The organism is Streptomyces sp. CLV115 (assembly GCF_038448545.1).
GTDB classification, from domain to species: Bacteria; Actinomycetota; Actinomycetes; order Streptomycetales; family Streptomycetaceae; genus Streptomyces; species Streptomyces sanglieri.
Window position 1 is genome coordinate 1 of record NZ_JBCEWQ010000054.1, and the last position, 25801, is coordinate 25801.

Annotated in this window: 25 protein-coding genes; 16 read left to right on the plus strand and 9 right to left on the minus strand. The window is 70.4% G+C overall.

Features of this window, described 5'->3' with window-relative positions; translation table 11 throughout:
* The 12 genes from AADR41_RS19740 to AADR41_RS19795 all read left to right on the plus strand — a co-directional run.
* Window positions 1-642 (plus strand): helix-hairpin-helix domain-containing protein (locus AADR41_RS19740; RefSeq protein ID WP_342282742.1); only part of this gene is annotated, 642 nt, incomplete at its 5' end.
* Window positions 639-1628 carry an RNase adapter RapZ gene (rapZ, locus tag AADR41_RS19745; protein ID WP_124718309.1) on the plus strand — a complete coding sequence of 330 codons (990 nt, stop codon included), beginning with the start codon at window positions 639-641 and terminating at the stop codon, window positions 1626-1628. The genes AADR41_RS19740 and rapZ, both read left to right, overlap by 4 nt.
* The gene (locus tag AADR41_RS19750) at window positions 1625-2674 is read left to right on the plus strand and encodes a gluconeogenesis factor YvcK family protein (RefSeq protein ID WP_342282743.1); all 1050 of its coding nucleotides are present in this window, start codon (window positions 1625-1627) and stop codon (window positions 2672-2674) included. The genes rapZ and AADR41_RS19750 overlap by 4 nt, the downstream gene beginning before the upstream one ends.
* Window positions 2665-3654 (plus strand): DNA-binding protein WhiA, encoded by a 990-nt coding sequence (whiA, locus tag AADR41_RS19755; protein ID WP_342282744.1) that lies wholly within the window; start codon window positions 2665-2667, stop codon window positions 3652-3654. The genes AADR41_RS19750 and whiA overlap by 10 nt, the downstream gene beginning before the upstream one ends.
* A 261-nt stretch (window positions 3655-3915) precedes the next feature.
* Window positions 3916-4926 (plus strand): type I glyceraldehyde-3-phosphate dehydrogenase, encoded by a 1011-nt coding sequence (gap, locus tag AADR41_RS19760; RefSeq protein WP_124718312.1) that lies wholly within the window; start codon window positions 3916-3918, stop codon window positions 4924-4926.
* A gap of 181 nt (window positions 4927-5107) precedes the next feature.
* Window positions 5108-6319 (plus strand): phosphoglycerate kinase, encoded by a 1212-nt coding sequence (locus tag AADR41_RS19765; protein WP_342282745.1) that lies wholly within the window; start codon window positions 5108-5110, stop codon window positions 6317-6319.
* Window positions 6320-6325: 6 nt separating this feature from the next.
* The gene (gene tpiA / locus AADR41_RS19770) at window positions 6326-7102 is read left to right on the plus strand and encodes a triose-phosphate isomerase (RefSeq protein WP_342282746.1); all 777 of its coding nucleotides are present in this window, start codon (window positions 6326-6328) and stop codon (window positions 7100-7102) included.
* Between the two features lie 115 nt (window positions 7103-7217).
* Window positions 7218-7454 (plus strand): preprotein translocase subunit SecG, encoded by a 237-nt coding sequence (gene secG / locus AADR41_RS19775; protein ID WP_069172160.1) that lies wholly within the window; start codon window positions 7218-7220, stop codon window positions 7452-7454.
* A gap of 109 nt (window positions 7455-7563) precedes the next feature.
* A complete protein-coding gene (locus AADR41_RS19780) occupies window positions 7564-7899 on the plus strand; it encodes an RNA polymerase-binding protein RbpA (protein ID WP_072483070.1) in 336 nt (111 codons plus the stop codon).
* Window positions 7900-8049: 150 nt separating this feature from the next.
* Window positions 8050-9702: a glucose-6-phosphate isomerase gene (gene pgi / locus AADR41_RS19785; protein WP_342282747.1), complete on the plus strand. Its 1653-nt coding sequence runs from the start codon at window positions 8050-8052 to the stop codon at window positions 9700-9702.
* A gap of 4 nt (window positions 9703-9706) precedes the next feature.
* Complete coding sequence (locus AADR41_RS19790; RefSeq protein ID WP_342282748.1) at window positions 9707-10210, plus strand: PH domain-containing protein; 504 nt, start codon at window positions 9707-9709, stop codon at window positions 10208-10210.
* Window positions 10207-11775: a PH domain-containing protein gene (locus AADR41_RS19795; RefSeq protein ID WP_342282750.1), complete on the plus strand. Its 1569-nt coding sequence runs from the start codon at window positions 10207-10209 to the stop codon at window positions 11773-11775. Before AADR41_RS19790 ends, AADR41_RS19795 begins: the two co-directional genes overlap by 4 nt.
* A gap of 7 nt (window positions 11776-11782) precedes the next feature.
* Here the strand turns inward: AADR41_RS19795 and AADR41_RS19800 are convergent, their stop codons facing one another.
* The 6 genes from AADR41_RS19800 to tkt form a co-directional block, all read right to left on the minus strand.
* Window positions 11783-12145 carry a VOC family protein gene (locus AADR41_RS19800; protein ID WP_342282751.1) on the minus strand — a complete coding sequence of 121 codons (363 nt, stop codon included), beginning with the start codon at window positions 12143-12145 and terminating at the stop codon, window positions 11783-11785.
* Window positions 12146-12224: 79 nt separating this feature from the next.
* Window positions 12225-13007, minus strand: a complete 783-nt coding sequence (pgl, locus tag AADR41_RS19805; RefSeq protein ID WP_342282752.1) for a 6-phosphogluconolactonase — start codon at window positions 13005-13007, stop codon at window positions 12225-12227.
* The gene (gene opcA / locus AADR41_RS19810) at window positions 13004-14017 is read right to left on the minus strand and encodes a glucose-6-phosphate dehydrogenase assembly protein OpcA (protein ID WP_342282753.1); all 1014 of its coding nucleotides are present in this window, start codon (window positions 14015-14017) and stop codon (window positions 13004-13006) included. The genes pgl and opcA overlap by 4 nt, the downstream gene beginning before the upstream one ends.
* Entirely contained in the window at window positions 14014-15546 is a 1533-nt protein-coding gene (zwf, locus tag AADR41_RS19815) for a glucose-6-phosphate dehydrogenase (RefSeq protein ID WP_266916651.1), read from the minus strand. The genes opcA and zwf overlap by 4 nt, the downstream gene beginning before the upstream one ends.
* A gap of 5 nt (window positions 15547-15551) precedes the next feature.
* Window positions 15552-16670 (minus strand): transaldolase, encoded by a 1119-nt coding sequence (tal, locus tag AADR41_RS19820; protein WP_266494855.1) that lies wholly within the window; start codon window positions 16668-16670, stop codon window positions 15552-15554.
* 34 nt (window positions 16671-16704) lie between these two features.
* On the minus strand, window positions 16705-18807 hold the full coding sequence (tkt, locus tag AADR41_RS19825) for a transketolase (RefSeq protein WP_342282754.1): 2103 nt from the start codon (window positions 18805-18807) through the stop codon (window positions 16705-16707).
* Between the two features lie 450 nt (window positions 18808-19257).
* On the opposite strand from tkt, the gene AADR41_RS19830 reads away from it, so the two are divergent.
* Window positions 19258-20211: a heme o synthase gene (locus tag AADR41_RS19830; protein ID WP_342282755.1), complete on the plus strand. Its 954-nt coding sequence runs from the start codon at window positions 19258-19260 to the stop codon at window positions 20209-20211.
* A 97-nt stretch (window positions 20212-20308) separates the two neighbouring features.
* Window positions 20309-20665 (plus strand): hypothetical protein, encoded by a 357-nt coding sequence (locus AADR41_RS19835; RefSeq protein ID WP_342282756.1) that lies wholly within the window; start codon window positions 20309-20311, stop codon window positions 20663-20665.
* Window positions 20666-20701: 36 nt separating this feature from the next.
* On the opposite strand, the gene AADR41_RS19840 is transcribed toward AADR41_RS19835, so the two are convergent.
* The 3 genes from AADR41_RS19840 to AADR41_RS19850 all read right to left on the minus strand — a co-directional run bounded on the left by AADR41_RS19840 (window position 20702) and on the right by AADR41_RS19850 (window position 23504).
* Window positions 20702-21715 (minus strand): COX15/CtaA family protein, encoded by a 1014-nt coding sequence (locus AADR41_RS19840; RefSeq protein WP_342282757.1) that lies wholly within the window; start codon window positions 21713-21715, stop codon window positions 20702-20704.
* Between the two features lie 98 nt (window positions 21716-21813).
* On the minus strand, window positions 21814-22581 hold the full coding sequence (locus AADR41_RS19845) for an ABC transporter permease (RefSeq protein WP_342282758.1): 768 nt from the start codon (window positions 22579-22581) through the stop codon (window positions 21814-21816).
* Complete coding sequence (locus tag AADR41_RS19850; protein WP_342282759.1) at window positions 22578-23504, minus strand: ABC transporter ATP-binding protein; 927 nt, start codon at window positions 23502-23504, stop codon at window positions 22578-22580. The genes AADR41_RS19845 and AADR41_RS19850 overlap by 4 nt, the downstream gene beginning before the upstream one ends.
* Window positions 23505-23641: 137 nt before the next feature.
* Between AADR41_RS19850 and AADR41_RS19855 the strand changes: the two genes are divergently transcribed.
* Both AADR41_RS19855 and sufB read left to right on the plus strand, forming a co-directional pair.
* Window positions 23642-24382, plus strand: coding sequence for a helix-turn-helix transcriptional regulator (locus AADR41_RS19855; RefSeq protein ID WP_342282760.1), 741 nt, complete (start codon window positions 23642-23644; stop codon window positions 24380-24382).
* On the plus strand, window positions 24379-25800 hold the full coding sequence (gene sufB, locus AADR41_RS19860; protein ID WP_266736472.1) for a Fe-S cluster assembly protein SufB: 1422 nt from the start codon (window positions 24379-24381) through the stop codon (window positions 25798-25800). The genes AADR41_RS19855 and sufB overlap by 4 nt, the downstream gene beginning before the upstream one ends.
* Window position 25801 lies beyond the last annotated feature (1 nt).

Consider the following 25801-nt stretch of genomic DNA (forward strand, 5'->3'; position numbering starts at 1 on the left):
GCCCCGACCGGACCCGCCCCGACCGGGCCGGTCCCGGCACCGCAGGACGCCGCCACCGCACCCGGCACGGACACCACCGTCCCCGACCCGGACGCCGAGCCCCGTGAGGACGACGGGCGCCCCAAGCGGTTCGCCTATCCGCCGCAGCTCGTCGTGGTCGACGGCGGCCAGCCGCAGGTCGCCGCCGCCAAGCGCGCCCTCGACGAGCTGGGGATCGACGACATCGCCGTCTGCGGCCTCGCCAAGCGCCTCGAAGAGGTCTGGCTGCCCGATGACGACGACCCCGTCGTCCTGCCCCGCTCCAGCGAGGGCCTCTACCTCCTGCAGCGCGTCCGTGACGAGGCCCACCGCTTCGCGATCACCTACCAGCGCGCCAAGCGGGCCAAACGGATCCGTTCCAGCCCCCTGGACGCCGTCGCCGGTCTCGGCGAAACCCGGAAACAGGCGTTGATCAAGCATTTCGGCTCCGTGAAGAAGCTGAAGCAGGCGACAATCGACGAAATCTGCGAGGTTCCGGGGATAGGCCGCAGAACGGCGGAATCGGTGGCTGTCGCCCTCGCGTCGGCCGCCCCGGCCACGCCCGCCGTGAACACGGCGACAGGAGAGATCATTGAAGAGGACGACGGGGGCAGCACGACATGACCGAGCGTGAGAACGAGCAAGAAGTCGGGCGCGGGCAAGAAGCCGGGCACGACGGCACCGACCGAGCAGACGGAGCAGCACAAGTGAGTACGGCCACCACGAACGAGACGGGCGACGGGCCCGCGACCATCCCCGAGCTGGTCATCATCTCGGGGATGTCGGGCGCCGGGCGCAGCACGGCGGCCAAGTGTCTGGAGGACCTCGGCTGGTTCGTCGTCGACAACCTGCCGCCCGCGCTGATCCCCACCATGGTGGAGCTCGGCGCCCGCTCGCAGGGCAACGTGGCACGGATCGCCGTCGTCGTCGACGTCCGGGGGCGCCGCTTCTTCGACAACCTCCGCGAGTCCCTCGCCGACCTGGAGGCCAAGCACGTCACCCGGCGGATCGTCTTCCTGGAGTCCTCCGACGACGCCCTGGTCCGCCGCTTCGAATCGGTCCGCCGCCCGCACCCGCTCCAGGGCGACGGCCGGATCGTCGACGGCATCGCCGCCGAGCGCGACCTGCTGCGCGAGCTGCGCGGCGACGCCGACCTGGTGATCGACACCTCCAGCCTCAACGTGCACGAACTGCGCGCCAAGATGGACGCCCAGTTCGCCGGCGACGAGGAGCCGGAGCTGCGCGCCACGGTGATGTCGTTCGGCTTCAAGTACGGGCTGCCGGTCGACGCCGACCTGGTCGTCGACTGCCGCTTCCTGCCCAACCCGCACTGGGTTCCCGAGCTGCGCCCGTTCACCGGCCTCAACGAGGAGGTGTCCGCGTACGTCTTCGACCAGCCCGGCGCCAAGGAATTCCTCAACCAGTACACCGAGCTGCTCCAGCTCATCGCCGCCGGATACCGCCGCGAGGGCAAGCGCTACGTGACCATCGCCGTGGGCTGCACCGGCGGCAAGCACCGCTCGGTCGCCATGTCCGAGAAGCTGGCCGCCCGGCTCGCGACCGAAGGCATCGAGACCGTCCTCGTCCACCGGGACATGGGGCGCGAGTGACCAGCCGCAACCTGCGCCTGCGGCGGCTGCGCAGAGCCACCTCCGCGCTGTCCGGCTCCGGGCTGTCCGGCCGCAAGCGCGGCGCGCAGCCCAAGGTCGTCGCCCTCGGCGGCGGCATGGGGCTCTCCGCGTCGCTCGCGTCGCTCCGCCGGATCACCGGCGATCTCACCGCCGTGGTCACCGTCGCCGACGACGGCGGCTCCAGCGGCCGGCTCCGCGAGGAGCTCGGCGTGCTGCCGCCCGGCGACCTGCGCAAGGCGCTCGCCGCCCTGTGCGGTGACGACGACTGGGGCCAGACCTGGGCCCGGGTGATCCAGCACCGCTTCCAGTCCAAGGGCGATCTGCACGAGCACGCGGTCGGCAATCTGCTGATCGTCGCCCTGTGGGAGCAGCTCGGCGACCACGTCCAGGCGCTCGACCTGGTCGGCAGGCTCCTCGGGGCGCACGGCCGGGTGCTCCCCATGTCCGCCGTGCCGCTGGAGCTCCAGGCGCTCGTGCGGGGCCACGACCCGGACCGCCCGGACGACGTGGACACCGTGCGCGGACAGGCCACCGTGGCGCTCACCCCCGGCGAGGTGCAGTCCGTGCACCTCGTCCCGCACGACCCGCCCGCCGTTCCCGAGGCCGTCGCCGCGGTCCTCGACGCCGACTGGGTGGTGCTCGGTCCGGGGTCCTGGTTCTCCTCCGTGATCCCGCACCTGCTCGTCCCCGAACTGCTCGACGCACTCGTCGAGACCAAGGCCCGCAAGGTCCTCTCGCTCAACCTCGCCCCGCAACCCGGTGAAACTGATGGCTTCTCCCCGCAGCGTCATTTGGAGGTTTTGGGACGACACGCCCCTAAACTCGCCCTGGACGTGGTGCTGGCCGACGAAGCCGCTGTGCCCGATCGTGAGTCCCTCGCCGACGCCGCCAAGCGGCTCGGCGCCGCGGTCGAGCTGGCGCCGGTGGCTTCACCCGACGGCGTTCCGATCCATGATCCGGAGCTGTTGGCCGCCGCGTACGACCGTATTTTTCGGATGCATGGAAGGATCGGCCCATGGCGATGACGCCCGCGGTGAAGGACGAAATCTCTCGGCTTCCCGTGACCCGGACCTGCTGCAGGAAGGCAGAAGTCTCGGCGATTCTTCGGTTCGCGGGTGGGCTGCACCTGGTGAGCGGCCGGATTGTGATCGAGGCGGAGCTGGACACCGCGATGGCGGCGCGCCGGCTGAAGCGGGACATTCTCGAAATCTTCGGGCACAGCTCGGAGCTGATCGTGATGGCGCCCGGCGGTCTCCGGCGCAGCTCCCGTTACGTCGTACGGGTGGTGGCGGGCGGCGACCAGCTGGCCCGCCAGACCGGCCTGGTGGACGGCCGTGGCCGTCCGATCCGCGGGCTGCCCCCGCAGGTGGTCTCGGGGGCCACCTGCGACGCCGAGGCGGCCTGGCGCGGGGCGTTCCTCGCGCACGGATCGCTCACCGAGCCCGGCCGTTCCTCCTCGCTGGAGGTGACCTGCCCGGGCCCGGAGGCGGCGCTCGCGCTGGTCGGCGCGGCCCGCAGGCTCTCCATCGCGGCCAAGGCCCGCGAGGTGCGCGGCGTGGACCGGGTCGTCGTCCGCGACGGCGACGCGATCGGCGCCCTGCTCACCCGGCTGGGCGCCCATGAGTCGGTGCTGGCCTGGGAGGAACGGCGGATGCGCCGCGAGGTCCGCGCCACGGCCAACCGGCTCGCCAACTTCGACGACGCCAACCTGCGCCGCTCGGCCCGGGCCGCGGTCGCCGCGGGCGCCCGGGTCGGCCGTGCGCTGGAGATCCTGGGCGAGGAGGTGCCCGAGCATCTCGCGGCCGCCGGACGGCTGCGCATGGAGCACAAGCAGGCGTCCCTGGAGGAGCTGGGCGCGCTCGCCGACCCGCCGCTGACCAAGGACGCGGTCGCCGGCCGGATCCGCCGGCTGCTGGCGATGGCCGACAAGCGGGCCCAGGATCTGGGCATCCCCGGCACCGAAGCCACCCTCGGCGAGGAGCTCGCCGACGGCCTGGTGGGCTGACCCCCGACGACGGTCGTTTCCGGCCGGATTCCGGACTCGCCGACCCCTTCCGGGTGTTGACGCTCCGTAATCGCCACTGCGTATACGGACAGTTGTCCGGAGGCCCGTACTCCTACCGAGGAGTACGGGCCCCGGTGCTTCCCGCGGCCCTGCTCGATGTCACCCCGGGGCCCTCGGAGAGGTAGGGTCGGAGGCGGTCGGGGACATCTCATACAACTCGCCGGGGTGAGAACCCCGCGTACCTAACGAGGAGATCGGTTCGTGACGATCCGCGTAGGCATCAACGGCTTTGGCCGCATCGGTCGTAACTACTTCCGCGCGCTGCTGGAGCAGGGTGCGGACATCGAGATCGTGGCTGTCAACGACCTGGGTGACACCGCGACCACGGCCCACCTGCTGAAGTACGACACCATTCTGGGTCGTCTCAAGGCAGAGGTCAGCCACACCGCCGACACCATCACCGTCGATGGTCACACGATCAAGGTGCTCTCCGAGCGCAACCCGGCCGACATCCCCTGGGGTGAGCTGGGTGTCGACATCGTCATCGAGTCGACCGGCATCTTCACGAAGAAGGCCGACGCCGAGAAGCACATCGCCGGCGGCGCCAAGAAGGTCCTCATCTCGGCTCCGGCCAAGGGCGAGGACATCACCATCGTGATGGGCGTCAACCAGGACAAGTACGACGCGGCCAACCACCACGTCATCTCCAACGCGTCCTGCACGACCAACTGCGTCGCGCCGATGGCGAAGGTCCTGGACGAGAACTTCGGCATCGTCAAGGGCCTGATGACGACGGTCCACGCGTACACGAACGACCAGCGCATCCTGGACTTCCCGCACTCGGACCTGCGCCGCGCCCGCGCCGCCGCCGAGAACATCATCCCGACCACCACCGGTGCCGCCAAGGCCACCGCCCTGGTGCTCCCGCAGCTGAAGGGCAAGCTGGACGGCATCGCCATGCGCGTCCCGGTCCCGACCGGCTCGGCCACCGACCTGGTCGTCGAGCTCCAGCGCGAGGTCACCAAGGACGAGGTCAACGCCGCGTTCAAGAAGGCCGCCGACGACGGCGACCTCAAGGGCATCCTGTACTACACCGAGGACCCGATCGTGTCGTCGGACATCGTCGGAGACCCGGCGTCCTGCACCTTCGACTCCTCGCTGACCATGGTTCAGGAGGGCAAGTCGGTGAAGATCCTCGGCTGGTACGACAACGAGTGGGGTTACTCCAACCGCCTCGTCGACCTGACCGTCTTCGTCGGCAACCAGCTCTGACCGTCGAACCGGCAGGCACCCGGGGCCTCTCGTTCGGATCGTGCCGGGGCCGCGGTGTCCGGCCCGGTCCGGCCTGACCCGAACGGAAGACCCAAGATGTGAGCACGGGGCTCGAACAGCGCAACGCCGCGCCGTTCGGGCCCCGTCGCATGCTCTCCCGCCCTCCAAGGAGTCCAGCAAGATGAAGACGATCGACGAACTGATCGCCGAAGGGGTCACCGGCAAGCGCGTATTCGTCCGCGCCGACCTCAACGTGCCGCTCAGCGGCACCACCATCACCGACGACGGCCGGATCCGCGCCGTCCAGCCGACCGTGGAGAAGCTCGTCGCGGCCGGCGCGCGGGTCGTCGTCGCCTCGCACCTGGGCCGCCCCAAGGGCGCTCCGGACCCCGCCTTCTCCCTGGCGCCCGCCGCCGCCCGCCTCGGTGAACTCATCGGCGCCGACGTGGCGTTCGCGACCGACACGGTCGGCGAGTCCGCCCGCGCCACGGTCGCCGGGCTCGGTGACGGCCGGGTCGCCGTCCTGGAGAACCTCCGCTTCAACCCCGGCGAGACGTCCAAGGACGACGCCGAGCGCGGCGCGTTCGCCGACCGGCTCGCCGAGCTCGCCGACCTGTACGTGGGCGACGGCTTCGGCGCCGTGCACCGCAAGCACGCCTCGGTCTTCGACCTCCCGGCCCGGCTGCCGCACGCCGCCGGTGACCTGATCGCCACCGAGGTCGGCGTACTGAAGAAGCTCACCGAGAACGTCGAGCGCCCCTACGCCGTGGTGCTCGGCGGCTCCAAGGTCTCCGACAAGCTCGGCGTCATCGACCACCTCCTGGAGCGCGCCGACCGCATCCTGATCGGCGGCGGCATGGCGTACACCTTCCTCAAGGCCCAGGGCCACGAGGTCGGCAGCTCGCTGCTGCAGGAGGACCAGATCCCGGCGGTGCTGGAGTACCTCAAGCGAGCCGAGGACAAGGGCGTGGAGTTCGTGCTCCCCGTCGACGTCGTGGTCTCCGAGCAGTTCCCGGACCTCAAGGCCAAGGCCCCGACCGAGCACCGCACCGTGCCCGCGGACGCCATGCCGGCCGGTTTCATCGGCCTGGACAACGGCCCCGAGACCAACAAGCTGTACGCATCGAAGCTCGCCGACGCGGCCACCGTCTTCTGGAACGGCCCGATGGGCGTCTTCGAGCACCCCGACTACGCCGAGGGCACCCGGGCCGTCGCCCAGGCCCTCGTCGACTCCTCGGGCTTCAGTGTCGTCGGCGGTGGCGACTCCGCCGCGGCCGTCCGCACCCTGGGCTTCGACGAAAACGCATTCGGACACATCTCGACCGGTGGCGGTGCCAGCCTCGAATACCTTGAGGGCAAGACGCTTCCCGGCCTCGCCGCACTGGAGGACTGACCTTTCATGACCACTCGCACCCCGCTGATGGCGGGCAACTGGAAGATGAACCTCAACCACCTTGAGGCCATCGCACACACCCAGAAGCTCGGCTTCGCACTGAGCGACAAGGACTACGAGGCCGTCGAGGTCGCCGTCCTGCCGCCCTTCACCGACCTGCGCTCCGTGCAGACCCTGGTCGAGGGCGACAAGCTGAAGATCAAGTACGGCGCCCAGGACATCTCGGCGCACGACTCCGGCGCGTACACCGGTGAGATCTCCGGCCCGATGCTGACCAAGCTGCGCTGCACCTACGTCGCCGTCGGGCACAGCGAGCGCCGTCAGTACCACGGTGAGACCGACGAGATCTGCAACGCCAAGGTGAAGGCCGCGTACAAGCACGGCCTGACCCCGATCCTCTGCATCGGCGAGGGCCTGGACGTCCGCAAGGCCGGTGACCAGGTCTCCTACACCCTCGCGCAGCTCGACGGCGGTCTGAAGGACGTCCCGGCCGAGCAGGCCGAGTCCATCGTGATCGCGTACGAGCCGGTCTGGGCCATCGGCACCGGCGAGGTCGCCACCCCCGAGGACGCCCAGGAGGTCTGCGGCGCGATCCGCGGCCGGCTGGCCGAGCTGTACTCGCAGGAGCTGGCCGACGGCGTCCGCATCCAGTACGGCGGCTCGGTGAAGTCCGGCAATGTCGCCGCGATCATGGCGCAGCCCGACGTCGACGGCGCACTGGTCGGCGGTGCCGCGCTGGACGCCGACGAGTTCGTCAAGATCGTCCGCTTCCGCGACCAGTGAGTATGCGGTAGCGCGGATCCGTCGTACCCTTGCGGGGGCCGCGGAGGGTGTAGCCTCCCGGCCCCCGTTTTCAGCACATGCAGTCCAGAGGAATTCCGGAAAGTAGGGACCAGCCGTGATTTTGGCGTTCGAGATCGCCCTGATCGTCTTCAGCCTGCTGCTGATGCTGCTGGTGCTGATGCACAAGGGAAAGGGCGGCGGCCTCTCCGACATGTTCGGTGGCGGCATGCAGTCGTCGGTCGGCGGCTCCTCGGTCGCCGAGCGCAACCTCGACCGGATCACCGTGGTCGTCGGTCTGGCATGGTTCGCGTGCATTGTTGTGCTTGGTCTGCTGATCAAGCTGGACAGCTGACCCGTCGTACGCGATTCCCGGTGACGGTGTAACTCCTTTCACTGGACGCGCGTTGGGCCTTACGTAGACTGGGGCATCTTCGAGCACCATCACGCAGGGAGTTACGACCGTGGCAAGTGGCAACGCGATCCGGGGAAGCCGGGTCGGAGCGGGGCCGATGGGGGAGGCCGAGCGCGGCGAGTCCGCGCCGCGTCTCCGCATCTCCTTCTGGTGCTCGAACGGGCACGAGACGCAGCCGAGCTTCGCCAGTGACGCGCAGGTACCGGAGACTTGGGACTGCCCGCGCTGCGGCTTCCCGGCCGGCCAGGACCGGGACAGTCCGCCGGACCCGCCGCGCACCGAGCCGTACAAGACGCACCTCGCGTATGTGCGCGAGCGGCGCAGCGACGCGGACGGCGAGGCCATTCTCGCCGAGGCGCTGGCGAAACTCCGGGGCGAAATCTAGAAGTTCACCGGCCGGGCACCCACAGGGTGTCCGGCCGGACTGCTTTTGCGTGCCGCCGGTCTCCATTGCCTCGCCGGCCCTTCTGATCAATTAGGTTGGAGGTGCAGCGGGGCATCTGCAGGCACGAGAAGAATTGGGCTGATATCCGGGATGAACACACGAAGCCGAACCAGGCTCAACCAGACGCCCGAGTGGACCGCTCTGGGCAAGCACCGCGAGCAGTTCGGGACGACCCATCTGCGGCAGCTCTTCGCGGACGACCCGGAGCGCGGCACCGGCTGCACCCTCCGGGTCGGCGATCTGTACGTCGACTACTCCAAGCACCTGGTCACCGACGAGACGCTGCGGCTGCTGCGTGAGCTCGCCGCGGCCACCGGGGTGGCCGGGCTGCGGGACGCGATGTTCCGCGGCGAGAAGATCAACACCACCGAGGACCGCGCCGTTCTGCACACGGCGCTGCGTGCCCCGCGCGACGCGGTGATCGAGGTCGACGGCGAGAACGTGGTGCCGGGCGTGCACGCCGTGCTCGACCGGATGGCGGCGTTCTCCGACCGGATCAGGTCGGGGGAGTGGACCGGCCACACCGGCAGGCGCATCAAGAACGTCGTCAACATCGGCATCGGTGGCTCCGACCTGGGCCCCGCCATGGCGTACGAGGTGCTGCGCTCCTTCACGGACCGCGACCTCACCGTCCGCTTCGTGTCGAACGTCGACGGCGCCGATCTCCACGAGGCGGTGCGCGATCTCGACCCGGCCGAGACGCTCTTCATCGTCGCGTCGAAGACCTTCACCACGATCGAGACGATCACCAACGCCACCTCCGCGCGCAACTGGCTGCTGACCGGTCTGAAGGCCGGTCAGGACGCGGTCGCCAAGCACTTCGTGGCGCTGTCCACGAATGCCGGGAAGGTCGCGGACTTCGGCATCGACACCGACAACATGTTCGAGTTCTGGGACTGGGTCGGCGGCCGCTACTCCTACGACTCGGCCATCGGCCTCTCGCTGATGATCGCCATCGGCCCGGACCGGTTCCGCGAGATGCTCGACGGCTTCCACCTCGTCGACGAGCACTTCCGCACCGCGCCCGCCGAGGAGAACGTCCCGATGCTGATGGGGCTCCTCGGCGTCTGGTACGGCGCGTTCTTCGACGCCCAGTCGCACGCGGTGCTCCCGTACAGCCACTATCTGTCCAAGTTCACCGCGTACTTGCAGCAGCTGGACATGGAGTCCAACGGCAAGTCCGTGGACCGGGACGGCAATCCGGTCGACTGGCAGACCGGGCCGGTCGTCTGGGGCACTCCCGGCACCAACGGACAGCACGCCTACTACCAGCTGATCCATCAGGGCACCAAGATCATCCCGGCCGACTTCATCGGCTTCGCCGAGCCGGTCGCCGACCTGCTGCCCGGCCTGGTCGCCCAGCACGATCTGCTGATGGCCAACTTCTTCGCCCAGACCCAGGCGCTGGCCTTCGGCAAGACGCCGGACGAGGTCCGGGCCGAGGGCGTCGCCGAGGAGCTGGTGCCGCACAAGACCTTCCGGGGCAACCACCCGACGACGACGATCCTCGCCGACCGGCTGACCCCCTCCGTCCTCGGCCAGCTGATCGCGCTGTACGAGCACAAGGTCTTCGTCCAGGGAGCCGTCTGGAACATCGACTCCTTCGACCAGTGGGGCGTCGAGCTGGGCAAGGTCCTCGCCAAGAAGATCGAGCCGGTGCTCACCGGAGGCGAGGGGGCCGAGCAGCTGGACAGCTCGACCGCCGCGCTGGTGCGGGCCTACCGCTCCCGCCGGGGGCGTTGAGCCGATGACCGCGGGGGAGGAGACGGTGCGGCTGCGGCCGCCGAACAACACGCTGGATCCGAGGGCCGTGGGGTGGTGGCGGGCCCAGTGGCTGCTGCTGACCGCCGCCCCCGTGGTCGTCCTGGCCGTGCTGGGCGTGCTCATCGAGCCCGCCCGGTTCTGGCTGCTGCTGCCCGCCGCGATCATCGCGGTCCTGGGCACCGGCTGCGCCGTCCTGCTCCCCGCGTGGTGGTTCCGCACCCACCGCTGGGAGGTCACCGACGAAGCGGTGTACGTCAGGACCGGGGTCTTCCGGCAGGAGTGGCGGATCGCCCCGATGTCCCGGATCCAGACCGTGGACACCGTGCGCGGACCGCTCGAACAGCTCTACCGGCTCGCCACGGTCACCGTGACCACCGCGTCGGCCAAGGGCGCGGTACGGATCGAGGGCCTCGACCACGAAACGGCGGCCGGGCTCGCCGAACGGCTGACCCGGATCACCCGGGCCACCCCCGGGGACGCCACATGAGCCCGGAGGCGGCCGTGTCCCCCTCCCCGGACACCGGGGGCGGCCACGGCCCCGCCACGGCCACCGCCGTCGACTGGCGGCGGCTGGACCGGCGCACGGTCCTGGTCAGCGCGCTCGTCACGGCCGGGGTGGCGGCCGGCGCCGCCGTCCCCACCACGCTCGGCCTCTCCGGACGCCTCGGCTTCGGGGCCGCCGTCGCCTGGGTCCTGGCCGGCGCGGCCCTGCTGATCGGTTCCGCGGCCGCCGGCGACCACGTACGGTGGCGCCGCACCCGCTACCGCATAGGTACCGAACGCGTCGAGCTCCACACCGGGCTGCTCCTGGTCAAGAAGCGCTCACTGGCCCGGGAACGCATCCGCAGCGTCGACCTCACCGCCCATCTGCTGCAACGGGCACTCGGCCTGGTCACCGTCCGCATCGGCACCGGCGAGCACTCCGGCAACGACTCCACCCTGGAACTCGACCCGGTCCCCCGGGCCGAGGGCGAACGGCTCCGCCGCGAACTGCTGGAGCGCACGGCCACCAAAACCCCGGGCACCCACCGCGAGGGCGAGCTCACAGCCCTCGACCCGCGCTGGATCCGCTACGCGCCGGTCTCCTTCGTCGCCCCCGCGCTCGGCGGTGCGGCGGCCGGCGCGGTGATGCAGGTCAGCGACTGGTTCGGGGCACAGGGGCGGGTCATCGAGTGGGTCGGCGAGCGCTTCCGGGACACCTCGCTGACCGCCATGATCGTGATCCTCGCCGCCGCCGCGGTGGCCGCCGGTGTCGTCGGCGCACTCGGCCTGTGGGTCGAGATGTGGTGGAACTACCGGCTGGAGCGCGAACCGGGCGGCACCCTGCGCATCCGGCGCGGACTGCTGACCTCCCGGTCCGTCTCCATCGAGGAACGGAGACTGCGCGGGGTCGACCTCGTCGAACCGCTCGGCATCCGGACCTTCGGCGCCGCCCGGGTCGACGCGATCACCACCGGACTCGCCAAGGACGACGAGGAACAGCACGGCGACCACAACACCCTGCTGCCCGCCGCGCCCCGGCCGGTGGCCGACGCGGTGGCCGCCGACGTGCTGCGCGAGACGGTGTCCCCGACCGGTGCCCCGCTGACCGGACACCCCCGCGCCGCCCTGGGCCGCAGGCTGCGCCGGGCGTTCTGGGCCGTCCTGGTCCCGGTGGCCGTGCTGACCGTCCTGGGCGCGCTGCTGACCCCCGTACTGCTCTGGATCGCGCTCGGCTGCGCCGTGGTGGGGCTGCCGGCCGGGGTGTTCCTGGCCAGGGACGCGTACCGCGGCCTGGGGCACACCGTCAGCGGCGACTACCTGGTGGTGCGGTCGGGCACGGTCCGGCGCTCGACCGCCGCGCTGGAGCGGGCCGGAGTCATCGGCTGGACGGTCGGCCAGACCTACTTCCAGCGACGGGCCGGGGTGCTGAGCGTCACCGCGACGACGGCCGCCGGAGCGGGCGCGTACACGGCGTACGACACGGACGCGAGCGAGGGCCTCGCCTTCGCCGCCGAGGCCGTGCCCGGTCTGCTGGAACCCTTCCTGGAGCGCGTCCCGCCCGCCGGATGAGCCCCGGTCAGCCGTGCGTGGTGTCGATGACGCAGAACCGGTTGCCCTCGGGGTCCGCCAGCACGACGAAGTCCGGGTCGTCGGGGTAAAGATCCCACTCCACCCGCACCGCGCCGAGCCCGATCAGCCGGTCCACCTCGGCGTCCTGCTCCTCGGTGTACAGATCGAGGTGGACCCGGGGGACCTCCTGCACGGGCGTACCGCTGCGGTCCAGAGCCAGACCGGCGCCGGGCCCCTCGGCCGGGACCAGGACCACCCAGTCGTCGTCCGTCGCCGGGTTGCGCTCCACGTAGCCGAGCGCCGCCTTCCAGAACGCCGCCGCACGCCGTACGTCCGACGCGCCCATCACCACGGTTCCGATACGCACCATGGCGCGATCCTTTCACGCGACAGGCCCGGTCCGCTCCGAGGAGCGGACCGGGCCTGTGCGCAACCGTACTGACGGACGGTCAGGGAGAGGCGGGCGGATACAGCGCGCGCGGCAGCCGGGAGGCCGCCGCCGCGTCCAGCAGCCACAGGGTGCGGGCGCGGCCGTACGCACCGGCCGCCGGGGCCTGGATCTCCCCGGCTCCCGAGAGCGCGATCTCCGCGGCCTCCGCCTTGTCCTCGCCGGCGGCGAGCAGCCACACCTCGCGCGCCGCCCGGATCGCGGGCAGCGTGAGCGAGACGCGGGTGGGCGGCGGCTTGGGAGCGCCGTGCACACCGACGACGGTGCGCTCGGTCTCCCGTACCGCGGGCAGCTCCGGGAAGAGCGACGCGACATGTGTGTCCGGACCGACGCCCAGCATCAGCACGTCGAACGTCGGCACCGGACCGTGGTCCTCGGGACCGGCCGCGGCGGCCAGCTCCCCGGCGTACGCGGCGGCCGCCGCGTCGGCGTCGCCGCCCCAGGGGCCGTCCGAGGCGGGCATCGCGTGCACCCGGGACGGGTCGAGATCCACCGAGTCCAGCAGGGCCTCGCGGGCCTGCGTGACATTGCGCTCCGGGTCGCCCTCGGGCAGGAACCGCTCGTCGCCCCACCACAGATCGAGCCGCGACCAGTCGATCGCGTCCCGGGCGGGCGCGGCGGCGAGCGCGGCCAGCAGGCCGTTGCCGTTGCGCCCGCCGGTGAGGACCACCGAGGCGTAGCCGCGTGCGGCCTGGGCGTCCACGATCCTCGTGATCAGCCGGGCCGCGGCGGCCTGCGCCATCAGCTCCTTGTCGCGGTGCACGACAAGCTGCGGAGCACTCACTTCGACGCCGCCTTCTTGGCCGCGGTCTTCTTCGCGGCGGCCGGGGCGGCGTCCGCCGCGGGCTCGGCCGGCTTCGGCCGCGCCTGTCCGGCGAGCTTCGCCACGCCGAACCTCACCGTCGCCGCATAGGTGTTGTCCGGGTCCAGCCGGCGCAGCTCCTCGGCGAGCAGCTCGGCGGTCTCCCGCCGCTTCAGCGCCACCGCGCGGTCCGGCTGGCCCTGCATCGAGAGCGTGGCCAGCGAACCGTCGGGACGGTCCAGGACGATGACGCCGTTCTTGGTCTCCATCCGCACGGCCGTCAGACCGGGACCGGCGGAGACGGTGCGCTCCACCGGCACCTTGAGCCGGTCCGCGAGCCACATGGCGAGCAGCTCGCAGCTCGGGTTCTCCGACTCGCCCTCGACGGTCGCCGAGACGACCTTGGCGGACTGCTGGTCGAGCGAGGCCGCCAGCATCGAGCGCCACGGCGTGATGCGGGTCCACGCCAGGTCGGTGTCGCCCGGGGTGTACGAGTCGGCGCGGACCGCCAGCTCCTCGCCCGGGTGCTCCGCCGAGTACGCGTCCGTGATCCGGCGCTGGGCGAGCGCGCCCAGCGGGTCCTTCGCCGGGTCGGCGGGGGCGTCCTCGGGCCACCAGACCACGACCGGGGCATCCGGCAGCAGCAGCGGCAGGACCACCGACTGGGCGTGATTGACCAGCTCGCCGTGGAGACGCAGGACGACCGTCTCGCCGGTGCCCGCGTCGGAACCGACCCGCACCTCGGCGTCGAGCCGGGCGTCCCGGCGGCTGCGCGGCGAGCGGCTGACCCGCTTGATCACCGCGATGATCCGCGAGGGGTGCTCGCGCGAGGCGTCACCGGCCGACTTGAGCGCGTCGTACGCGTTCTCCTCGTCGGTGACGATGACCAGGGTGAGCACCATGCCGATGGCCGGGGTGCCGATGGCCCGGCGGGCCGAGACCAGCGCCTGGTTGATCTTGCTGGAAGTGGTCTCCGTGAGATCGATCTTCATGGCCGGCGCCAGCTCCGTCCGTCTCGTGCGAGCATCTCGTCGGCCTCGGCCGGACCCCAGGTGCCCGCCGGGTACTGTGCGGGCTTGCCGTGCTTGTCCCAGTACTCCTCGATCGGGTCGAGGATGTTCCAGGACAGCTCGACCTCCTGGTGCCGGGGGAAGAGGTTGGCGTCACCGAGCAGCACATCGAGGATGAGCCGCTCGTAGGCCTCGGGGCTGGACTCCGTGAAGGACTCGCCGTAGGCGAAGTCCATCGTGACGTCCCGGACCTCCATCGAGGTGCCGGGCACCTTGGAGCCGAACCGCACGGTCACGCCCTCGTCCGGCTGCACCCGGATGACCAGGGCGTTGCCGCCCAGCTCCTCGGTGGCGCCGGACTCGAAGGGCAGGTACGGGGCCCGCTTGAAGACGACCGCGATCTCCGTGACCCGGCGGCCGAGCCGCTTTCCGGTCCGGAGGTAGAACGGCACGCCCGCCCAGCGGCGGTTGTTGATCGTCAGCTTGATCGCGGCGAAGGTGTCGGTCTTCGACTTGGGGTCGATGCCGTCCTCTTCGAGGTAGCCGGGGACCTCCTCGCCGCCCTGCCACGCGTGCGCGTACTGGGCGCGGACCGTGTGCTTGCCCAGGTCCTCCGGCAGCTCCACCGCCGTGAGCACCTTGAGCTTCTCGGCGACCAGGGCCTTCGGGTGGAAGGAGCCGGGCTCCTCCATCGCGGTCAGCGCCAGCAGCTGGAGCAGGTGGTTCTGGATGACGTCACGGGCGGCGCCGATGCCGTCGTAGTAGCCGGCCCGGCCGCCGATGCCGATGTCCTCGGCCATCGTGATCTGGACGTGGTCGACGTACGACCTGTTCCAGATCGGCTCGAACATCGTGTTGGCGAACCGCAGCGCCAGGATGTTCTGGACCGTCTCCTTGCCCAGGTAGTGGTCGATCCGGAAGACCTCGTTGGGCGGGAAGACGTCGTGCACGATCTGGTTGAGCTCCTGCGCGCTCTTCAGGTCGTGGCCGAAGGGCTTCTCGATGACGGCACGCCGCCAGGAGCCCTCCTTCTGGTCCGCCAGGCCGTGCTTCTTGAGCTGCTGGACGACCTTGGGGAAGAACTTCGGCGGCACGGACAGGTAGAAGGCGAAGTTGCCGCCCGTGCCCTGCGCCTTGTCCAGCTCCTGGATCGTGGTCTTCAGCTGTTCGAAGGCCTCGTCGTCGTCGAAGTTGCCCTGGACGAAGCGCATCCCCTGGATGAGCTGCTGCCAGACCTCTTCGCGGAACGGTGTACGGGCGTGCTGCTTGACGGCGTCGTGGACCTCCTGTGCGAAGTCCTCGTCCTGCCACTCGCGGCGCGCGAATCCGATGAGGGAGAAGCCCGGCGGCAACAGGCCGCGATTGGCCAGGTCGTACACGGCGGGCATCAGCTTTTTACGGGACAAATCACCCGTGACCCCGAAGATCACCAGACCCGACGGCCCCGCGATGCGCGGAAGCCGTCGGTCCTGGGGGTCACGAAGCGGGTTGGCTCCGGGAACACCAGACAAGGTGGTCAGCCCTCCGAAGGGGCGAGGCGCTTGAGCTCCGCCTCGGTCGAGTTGAGCAGGTCGATCCAGGAGGCCTCGAACTTCTCGACGCCCTCGTCCTCCAGGAGCTGGACGACGTCGTCGTAGGAGATCCCGAGCTTCGCCACGGCGTCGAGATCGGCGCGGGCCTGCTCGTAGGTGCCGGCGATCGTGTTGCCGGTGACCTCCCCGTGGTCCGCCGTGGCGTCCAGGGTGGCCTCGGGCATGGTGTTCACCGTGCCGGGGGCGACCAGGTCGACGACGTACAGGGTGTCCTTGTACGCGGGGTCCTTGACGCCGGTCGAGGCCCACAGCGGACGCTGCTTGTTGGCCTGCGCCCTGTCCAGGGCGGCCCAGCGCTCCGAGGAGAAGACCTCTTCGTACGCCTGGTAGGCGAGCCGCGCGTTGGCGAGCGCCGCCTTGCCCTTGAGGGCCTTGGCCTCGTCGGTGCCGACGGTGTCGAGACGCTTGTCGATCTCGGTGTCCACGCGGGACACGAAGAACGAGGCCACCGAGTGGATCAGGGAGAGGTCCAGGCCCGCGGCCTTCGCCTTCTCCAGGCCCGCCAGGTAGGCGTCCATGACCTCGCGGTAGCGCTCCAGCGAGAAGATCAGCGTGACGTTGACGCTGATGCCCTTGCCGATGACCTCGGTGATCGCCGGGAGACCGGCCTTCGTCGCCGGGATCTTGATGAGCGTGTTGGGCCGGTCCACCAGCCAGGCCAGCTGCTTGGCCTCGGCGACGGTGGCCGCGGTGTGGTGGGCCAGGCGCGGGTCGACCTCGATGGAGACCCGGCCGTCCTGGCCGTCCGTGGCGTCGAAGACCGGACGCAGGATGTCCGCCGCGTCCCGTACGTCGGCCGTCGTGATCATGCGGATGGCCTCGTCGACGGTGACCTTGCGGGTGGCGAGGTCGGTGAGCTGCTGCTCGTACCCGTCGCCCGAGGAGATCGCCTTCTGGAAGATCGACGGGTTGGTGGTGACGCCCACGACGTGCTGCTGGTCGATCAGCTCGGCGAGATTGCCCGAGGTGATCCGCTTGCGCGACAGGTCATCGAGCCAGATCGCCACGCCCTCGTCGGAGAGGCGCTTGAGTGCGTCTGTCATGAGAATTGCATCTCCTACTAGTCGTATATCGGCGTCAGCGCGTGGCTGCGGCGAGAGATTCCCGCGCGGCGGCGGCGACGTGCTCGCCGGTGAAGCCGAACTCGCGGAAGAGGACCTTGGCGTCGGCCGAGGCACCGAAGTGCTCCAGCGAGACGATCCGGCCGGCGTCACCGACGTAGCGGTACCAGGTCAGGCCGATGCCGGCCTCGACCGCGACGCGCGCCTTCACGGACGGCGGCAGAACGCTGTCCTTGTACGCCTGGTCCTGCTCCTCGAACCACTCGACCGACGGCATCGAGACCACCCGGGTCGGAATGCCGGCCGCCTGGAGCTCCTCGCGCGCCTCGACGGCGAGGTGCACCTCGGAACCGGTGCCGATCAGCAGCACCTGCGGTTCTGTGCTCTGCCCGTCGGACCCCTCGGCCTCGAAGAGCACGTAGCCGCCCTTGGCCGCGTCCTCGTTGGCCGGGTACGTCGGAACGCCCTGGCGGGTCAGCGCCAGACCGTGCGGGGCGCCCTTGCCGAACACCTTGGTGTAGCGGCGCAGGATCTCGCGCCAGGCGATGGAGGTCTCGTTGGCGTCGGCCGGGCGGACGATGTTCAGGCCCGGGATGGCGCGCAGCGAGGCCAGGTGCTCCACCGGCTGGTGGGTCGGACCGTCCTCGCCGAGACCGATCGAGTCGTGCGTCCACACGTAGGTCACCGGCAGGTGCATCAGCGCGGACAGGCGCACGGCGTTGCGCATGTAGTCGGAGAACACCAGGAAGGTGCCGCCGTAGATGCGGGTGTTGCCGTGCAGCGCGATGCCGTTCATGGCGGCGGCCATGGCGTGCTCGCGGATGCCGAAGTGGATCGTGCGGCCGTACGGGTCCGCGCCCGGCAGCGGGTTGCCGGCCGGGAGGAACGACGACGTCTTGTCGATCGTGGTGTTGTTCGAGCCGGCGAGGTCGGCGGAGCCGCCCCACAGCTCGGGGATGATCTCGCCGAGCGCCTGGAGCACCTTGCCGGAGGCGGCACGGGTGGCGACACCCTTGCCCGGCTCGAAGACCGGAAGCCTGTCCTCCCAGCCCGCGGGAAGCTCACCGGCGGAGATCCGGTCGAAGTCGGCGGCGCGCTCCGGGTTGGCGGTGCGCCAGGCGGCGAAGGACTTCTCCCACTCGCCCTTGGCCTCGCGGCCGCGGTCCAGCGCCTCACGGGTGTGGGCGATGACCTCGTCGGAGACCTCGAAGGTCTTCTCCGGGTCGAAGCCGAGCACCCGCTTCGTCGCCGCGACCTCCTCGGCGCCGAGCGCCGAACCGTGCGAGGCCTCGGTGTTCTGCGCGTGCGGCGCGGGCCAGGCGATGATCGAGCGGGCCGCGATGAACGACGGGCGCTCGGTCTCGGCCTTGGCCGCCTGGAGCGCCGCGAACAGACCCGCCGGGTCGAGGTCGCCGCTCGGCAGCTGCTCGACGCGCTGGACGTGCCAGCCGTACGCCTCGTAGCGCTTCAAGGTGTCCTCGGAGACCGCGGTCTCCGTGTCGCCCTCGATGGAGATGTGGTTGTCGTCCCACAGCAGGACCAGGTTGCCGAGCTTCTGGTGCCCGGCCAGCGAGGAGGCCTCCGCGGAGATGCCCTCCTGGAGGCAGCCGTCACCGGCGACGACCCAGACCATGTGGTCGAAGGGGGAGGTGCCGGGGGCCGCGTCCGGGTCGAACAGGCCGCGCTCGTACCGGGAGGCCATCGCCATGCCCACGGCGTTGGCGACACCCTGGCCCAGCGGGCCGGTGGTCGTCTCGACGCCGGTGGTGTGACCGTACTCCGGGTGACCGGGGGTCTTGGAGCCCCAGGTGCGGAAGGCCTTGAGGTCGTCGAGCTCCAGGCCGTACCCGGCCAGGTAGAGCTGGATGTAGAGGGTCAGGCTGGTGTGACCGGCCGAGAGCACGAACCGGTCGCGCCCGGCCCAGTCCGCGTCGGCGGGGTCGTGGCGCATCACCTTCTGGAAGAGGGTGTACGCGGCGGGAGCGAGGCTCATGGCCGTACCAGGGTGGCCGTTTCCGACCTTCTGTACGGCGTCCGCTGCAAGGACACGGACAGTGTCCACGGCCCGCTGGTCCAATTCGGTCCACTGGAGATCTGTGGTGGTCGGCTTGGTGCTCACCCTGAGTCAGGGCTCCTCTCCACTGTTGTAAACCGGTGACTGTGACCGCACCGGGCGTTGTCGAGCCTACCCCCGTCGGAACAAGCATTTTCCGGCTGCTTTCCAGGGTGCAGGCGGCCCGCGGAGTTCGCCTCCCGTATGAGCGGGACGGCTCACTTCTGCGCCACTCCGATGAGCGCTTCTCCTTACTTATGGGCCCTCCGACGAGCATGTCTTCGCACTTCTGTACCGCTCCGGTGAGCGGGAGGGCCGCTCACGCGCAGTATCACGGCGACCGGCCCGCCGGCCCGCGCCGCACCACGAGGGCGAGGCGCCGCTGCTTCCGGCGCCCGTTCAACACGACCGACCCCCGCGAAGATCGGCCTGTCCCCAACGTCTACAGTGGTCTGGTTCGCGCAAGTCTTTACCGGGCCTTCACGCCCGGAGCTTGCTGGGATTTCTCTGTCAGGGGTGTGCGTGACGGCCGTCGAGTCCCGACCCGCAGGGGTCGCCTTGACTCCCAGCCCAGGGGGCCATCGCCCGTTCGGGGCCCGTGTCAAGGCATTCGTGGCGCTGACCAAGCCGCGGATCATCGAGCTGTTGCTGATCACCACTGTTCCGGTGATGTTCCTCGCCGCTCAGGGTGTGCCCGACCTGTGGCTCGTGGTCACCACCACCGTCGGCGGATATCTCTCCGCGGGCGGTGCCAACGCGCTGAACATGTACATCGACCGCGACATCGACGCGCTGATGGACCGTACGTCGCAGCGCCCGCTGGTCACCGGCATGGTGAGCCCGGCCGAGTGCCTGGTCTTCGGCATCTCCCTCGCCGTGATCTCGACGGTCTGGTTCGGCCTCCTGGTCAACTGGCTGTCGGCCGCGCTGTCGCTCGGTGCCCTGCTCTTCTACGTCGTCGTCTACACGATGCTGCTGAAGCGCCGCACCGCACAGAACATCGTCTGGGGCGGCATCGCGGGCTGCCTGCCGGTCCTCATCGGCTGGTCCGCCGTCACGAACTCCATGTCGTGGGCGGCCGTCATCCTCTTCGCCGTCATCTTCTTCTGGACGCCGCCGCACTACTGGCCGCTCTCCATGAAGGTGAAGGAGGACTACGCCCGGGTCGGCGTCCCGATGCTTCCGGTCGTCGCGTCCAACCGGGTGGTGGCCCGCCAGATCGTCGTCTACAGCTGGGTGATGGTGGCCGTGTCGCTGCTGCTGACCCCGCTCGGCTACACCGGCTGGTTCTACACGGTGGTGGCGCTGTTGACCGGCGGGTTCTGGCTCTGGGAGGCGCACGGTCTGCAGAACCGGGCCAAGGCCGGTGTGACCGGGGCCAAGCTCAAGGAGATGCGGCTGTTCCACTGGTCCATCACCTATGTCTCACTGCTCTTCGTCGCCGTGGCGGTCGACCCCTTCCTGAGGTAGTCCCGCTGCTCGACACCTGCCGACGGGCGGGGTGCGTGGCCCAGGCCACGTACCCCGCCCGTCGCGCGTCGATCTACCCGTCGGTAGCATCCTGAACATGGCTGAGACGGCAGAGACCCAGGTGGAGAGCGGCAAGCAGGCGGCCCGCGCGGAGCGCAGGGCGGCGAAGCTCGCCAAGGAGATCGGTGCCTTCGCCGAGGCGCACGGCGGCGCGGAGGGACAGCTCGCCTACATCGGGCAGCGGGGCGCCCGCATCGTGCTCGTGGGCGAGGACGGCGGCTGGGGCGATCTGGTCGCCCCGTCGTACGCGGTCGCCGAGAGCGCCACGCGCAAGGCCGGGATCACGATGCACGACGAGTTCGACGGCGAGTTCGCCGCGAAGGTCCGCACCGGCCCGTACGAGTGGACGAGGATGGCCGGCATCCAGATCGGCGGCCCCTCCGACAAGGCCTGACCGGCACTTCCCCCGTAGGGGAGGGGCCGCTCGCGGTCAGCCGGCCGCTGCGGGCTCCGGCTGCCCGGCGGCGGGGCCGGGCACCGCGGCCACGGCCACGGGGCGCTCACGCAGCGACAGGACCACCCGCACGACCGCGATCCACACCAGGCACGAGCCCAGCATGTGCACGCCGACCAGGATCTCCGGGGTGTCGGTGAAGTACTGCACGTACCCGATCACGCCCTGCGCCATCAGCACCAGGAAGAGGTCACGGGCGCGGTGCAGCGGGCCGGCCGGCGCGTCGACGGCCTTCAGCACGAACCAGAGCGCGACGGTCAGCGCCACCACGACCCAGGCCAGATCGGCGTGCAGCTGCGCGACCATCTTCCAGTCGATCGGAATGCGGTGCACATCGCTGGAGTCGCCCGCGTGCCGCCCGGCGCCCGTGACGACCGTGCCGACCGCGATCAGCAGCCCCGCGGCGACCGTGAGCAGCCAGGTCAGCTGGGACACCGCCCTGCCGACCAGCGGCCGGGGCGCCTCGTCGCCCTCGCGGGTCCGCTGCCAGGTCACCATCGCGACGGTGAGCAGCGCCGTGGAGAGCAGGAAGTGCGCCGCGACGGTGTACGGGTTGAGGCCGACCAGCACCACGATGCCGCCGAGCACGGCGTTGCCCATGACCACCCAGAACTGCACCCAGCCGAGCTTCGTCAGGCTGCGCCGCCAGGGCTTGGCGGACCGGGCGGCGATGATCGCCCAGCCGACGGCCGCGCACAGGACGTACGTCAGCATACGGTTGCCGAACTCGATGGCGCCGTGGAAGCCCATCTCGCTCGTCGCCGTGAGGCTCTCGTCGGTGCACTTGGGCCAGGTCGGGCAGCCGAGGCCGGAGCCGGTCAGCCGTACCGCGCCACCGGTCACGACGATGAGCACGGCCATGACGACCGCGGACATGGCCGCACGGCGGACCGTACGGGGGGAGGGGGTCCATCGCTCGGCGATGTACAGGAGCGGGTTCCGCGCGGCTTGAGCGACTTCGGCTCGGGTCAGCTTGGGCACGCGCACCATCGTAGGCGGCGGCTTGTGCAAGCTTTCACGAGGGGGACGAGTTACCCGAAACGCCGACGGAGCGCGTCCGCGCGCTCACGTGCGGGAGCCCGCCGGGCTCACTCCCAGCGGAAGAACCTCGCCGCCGCGCCCAGCCCGAGCACCGCCCACACCGCCAGGACGCCGAGGCCGCCCCAGGGCATCGCCGCACCGTGCTGGAGCACGTCCCGCAGGCCGTCCGACAGTGCCGCGATCGGCAGCAGCCCGAGGACCGACTGCACCGCGTCCGGGAACTTGTCCAGCGGCACGACGACCCCGCCGCCGACCAGCAGCAGCAGGAAGACCAGGTTGGCGGCGGCGAGCGTCGCCTCCGCCTTGAGCGTCCCGGCCATCAGCAGCCCGAGCCCGGAGAAGGCCGCCGTGCCGAGCACGAGCAGCAGCACGACGGCGAGGGGGTTGCCCTGCGGCGACCAGCCGAGCGCGAACGCGATCACCGTGAGCAGCACCACCTGGAGCACCTCGGTGACCAGCACCGCGAGGGTCTTGGAGGTCATCAGCGCCCAGCGCGGCAGCGGTGAGGCCGCGAGCCGCTTGAGGACCCCGTACCGCCGCTCGAAACCGGTGGCGATGGCCTGGCCCGTGAAGGCCGTGGACATCACGGCGAGCGCGAGGATGCCGGGCGCCAGGAAGTCGACGGACTCGCCCGCGCCGGTGTCCACGATGTCGACCGCGCTGAACAGCACCAGCAGCAGCGTCGGGATGATCACGGTCAGCAGCAGCTGCTCGCCGTTGCGCAGCAGCATCCGCGTCTCCAGCGCGGTCTGCGCGGCGATCATGCGGCCCAGCGGGGCGGCGCCCGGCCGGGGGGTGTACGTACCGGCGCTCATGCGCGCAGCTCCTTGCCGGTCAGTTCCAGGAAAACGTCCTCCAGGGTGTGCCGCTCCACGGAGATGCCGGACGGCATCACTCCGTGCTGGGCGCACCAGGAGGTGACGGTGGCCAGCAGCTCCGGGTCGACGTCTCCGGTGATGCGGTACGTGCCCGGGAGGATCTCGGCCGCCTCGGAACCGTCGGGCAGTGCCTTGAGCAGCGAGCCGGTGTCGAGACCGGGCCGGCCGGTGAAGCGCAGGGTGTTCTCGGCGCCGCCCCGGCAGAGTGCCTCGGGGCTGCCCTGGGCGATCACCCTGCCCGCGTCGATGACGGCGACGTCGTCGGCGAGCTCCTCGGCCTCGTCCATGAAGTGCGTGGTCAGGACGGTGGAGACCCCGTCGGTGCGCAGTTCGCGCACGAGTTCCCAGGTGGAGCGGCGGGCCTGCGGGTCCAGGCCGGCGGTCGGCTCGTCCAGGAAGACCAGCTCGGGGCGGCCCACGACGGCCATCGCCAGGGCGAGCCGCTGCTGCTGGCCGCCGGAGAGCCGCCGGTAGGTCGTACGGCCGCAGCCGCCGAGGCCGAGGCGCTCGATCAGGGCGTCCACGTCCAGCGGGTGGGCGTGCAGCTTCGCCATGTGGCGGAGCATCTCGTCGGCGCGCGCCCCGGAGTAGACGCCACCCGACTGGAGCATCACGCCGATCCGGGGGCGCAGCTCGGCGGCGTCGGCGACCGGGTCGAGGCCGAGGACCCGTACGGTCCCGGCGTCGGGGCGGCGGTAGCCCTCGCAGGTCTCGATCGTGGTGGTCTTGCCGGCGCCGTTGGGGCCGAGGACGGCGGTGACCGCGCCGGCGCGTACGCACAGGTCGAGGCCGTCCACAGCGGTCTTGGGGCCGTAGCGCTTCACCAGGCCGCGGACCTCTACGGCCGACTCGCTCTTCATGGCCGACAAGTCTAGGCAGGGGGTGGGGCGGCCCCGTCCGCCGGGGCCGCATTAGGTGACCCTAAGTGATGAACGGCACCGTAGATCGTTTCGGACCGTGGTTGTCAGGGCCGGATGAATTACGCAACAATGGCGTTGTGAAATACGTCGGCGAGGCTCCGCAGGAGGAACTCGCGACCGGAGAGCGCTCGACGCGCAACCGGGTCGCGCGCTCCATCCTGGACCACGGCCCGTCCACCGTCGCCGAGCTGGCGAAGCGCCTCGGCCTCACCCAGGCGGCGGTCCGCCGCCATCTCGACGCCCTCGTCTCGGACAACGTCGTGGAGGCCCGTGAGCAGCGGGTCTACGGAGCCCGGACCCGTGGCCGCCCGGCCAAGGTGTTCGCCCTCACCGACTGCGGCCGGGACGCCTTCGACCAGTCCTACGACAAGCTCGCGGCGGATGCCCTGCGCTGGATCGCCGAGACCGCGGGCGAGGAGGCGGTCGCCGCTTTCGCCCGCGCCAGGATCGAGTCCCAGTCCGAGGCGTACCGCACGGCGGTCGAGGCCGCGGACCCCGAGGCCCGCACCGAAGCGCTGGCCAAGGCCCTGTCCGCCGACGGGTACGCTGCTACGGCGCGTAGCGCGCCGGGTCCGCAGCAGGGTGAGCAGCTGTGCCAGCACCACTGCCCGGTCGCCCATGTCGCCGAGCAGTACCCGCAGCTGTGCGAGGCGGAGACGGAGTTCTTCTCCACTCTCCTCGGGACGCATGTGCAGCGTCTGGCCACCATCGCCCACGGCGACGGTGTGTGCACGACGTACATTCCGCGCAGCGGCCACTCAGCACCACAGACCACCAATTCAGCATCTGCAAGCACGGCCGGGAGGAACCCCGCATGACGCTCCCTACGGAGACTGCCCACCCCGAACTCGAGGGTCTGGGCACGTACGAATTCGGCTGGGCCGACTCCGACGCGGCGGGCGCCGCCGCCAAGCGCGGGCTCTCCGAGGAGGTCGTCCGCGACATCTCGGCGAAGAAGAACGAGCCCGAGTGGATGCTGAAGCTGCGCCTCAAGGGCCTGCGGCTGTTCGACAAGAAGCCCATGCCGAACTGGGGCTCCGACCTGTCGGGCATCGACTTCGACAACATCAAGTACTTCGTGCGGTCCACCGAGAAGCAGGCGGAGTCCTGGGAGGACCTGCCCGAGGACATCAAGAACACCTACGACAAGCTCGGCATCCCGGAGGCGGAGAAGCAGCGCCTGGTCGCCGGTGTCGCCGCGCAGTACGAGTCCGAGGTCGTCTACCACCAGATCCGTGAGGACCTGGAGGAGCAGGGCGTCATCTTCCTCGACACCGACACCGCGCTGAAGGAGCACCCGGAGCTCTTCAAGGAGTACTTCGGCACCGTCATCCCGGTCGGCGACAACAAGTTCGCCTCGCTGAACTCGGCCGTGTGGTCCGGCGGCTCGTTCATCTACGTGCCCAAGGGTGTCCACGTCGACATCCCGCTCCAGGCCTACTTCCGTATCAACACGGAGAACATGGGCCAGTTCGAGCGGACGCTGATCATCGTCGACGAGGACGCCTACGTCCACTACGTCGAGGGCTGCACCGCCCCGATCTACTCCTCCGACTCGCTGCACTCCGCGGTCGTCGAGATCATCGTGAAGAAGGGCGGCCGCTGCCGCTACACGACGATCCAGAACTGGTCGAACAACGTCTACAACCTGGTCACCAAGCGCGCCGTGGCCTACGAGGGCGCGACCATGGAGTGGGTCGACGGCAACATCGGCTCCAAGGTCACCATGAAGTACCCGGCCGTCTACCTGATGGGCGAGCACGCCAAGGGCGAGACCCTGTCCATCGCCTTCGCGGGCGAGGGCCAGCACCAGGACGCCGGCGCCAAGATGGTCCACATGGCGCCGAACACCTCCTCCAACATCGTCTCCAAGTCGGTGGCGCGAGGCGGCGGCCGTACCTCCTACCGCGGTCTGATCGAGATCGGCGAGGGCGCGCCGGGCGCGAAGTCCAACGTGCTCTGCGACGCGCTGCTGGTCGACACGATCTCGCGCTCCGACACCTACCCGTACGTCGACGTCCGCGAGGACGACGTGTCGATGGGTCACGAGGCGACCGTCTCCAAGGTCTCCGAGGACCAGCTCTTCTACCTGATGAGCCGCGGGCTGACGGAGTTCGAGGCGATGGCGATGATCGTGCGCGGCTTCGTCGAGCCGATCGCGAAGGAGCTGCCGATGGAGTACGCCCTTGAGCTCAACCGGCTGATCGAGCTGCAGATGGAGGGTTCGGTCGGCTAGC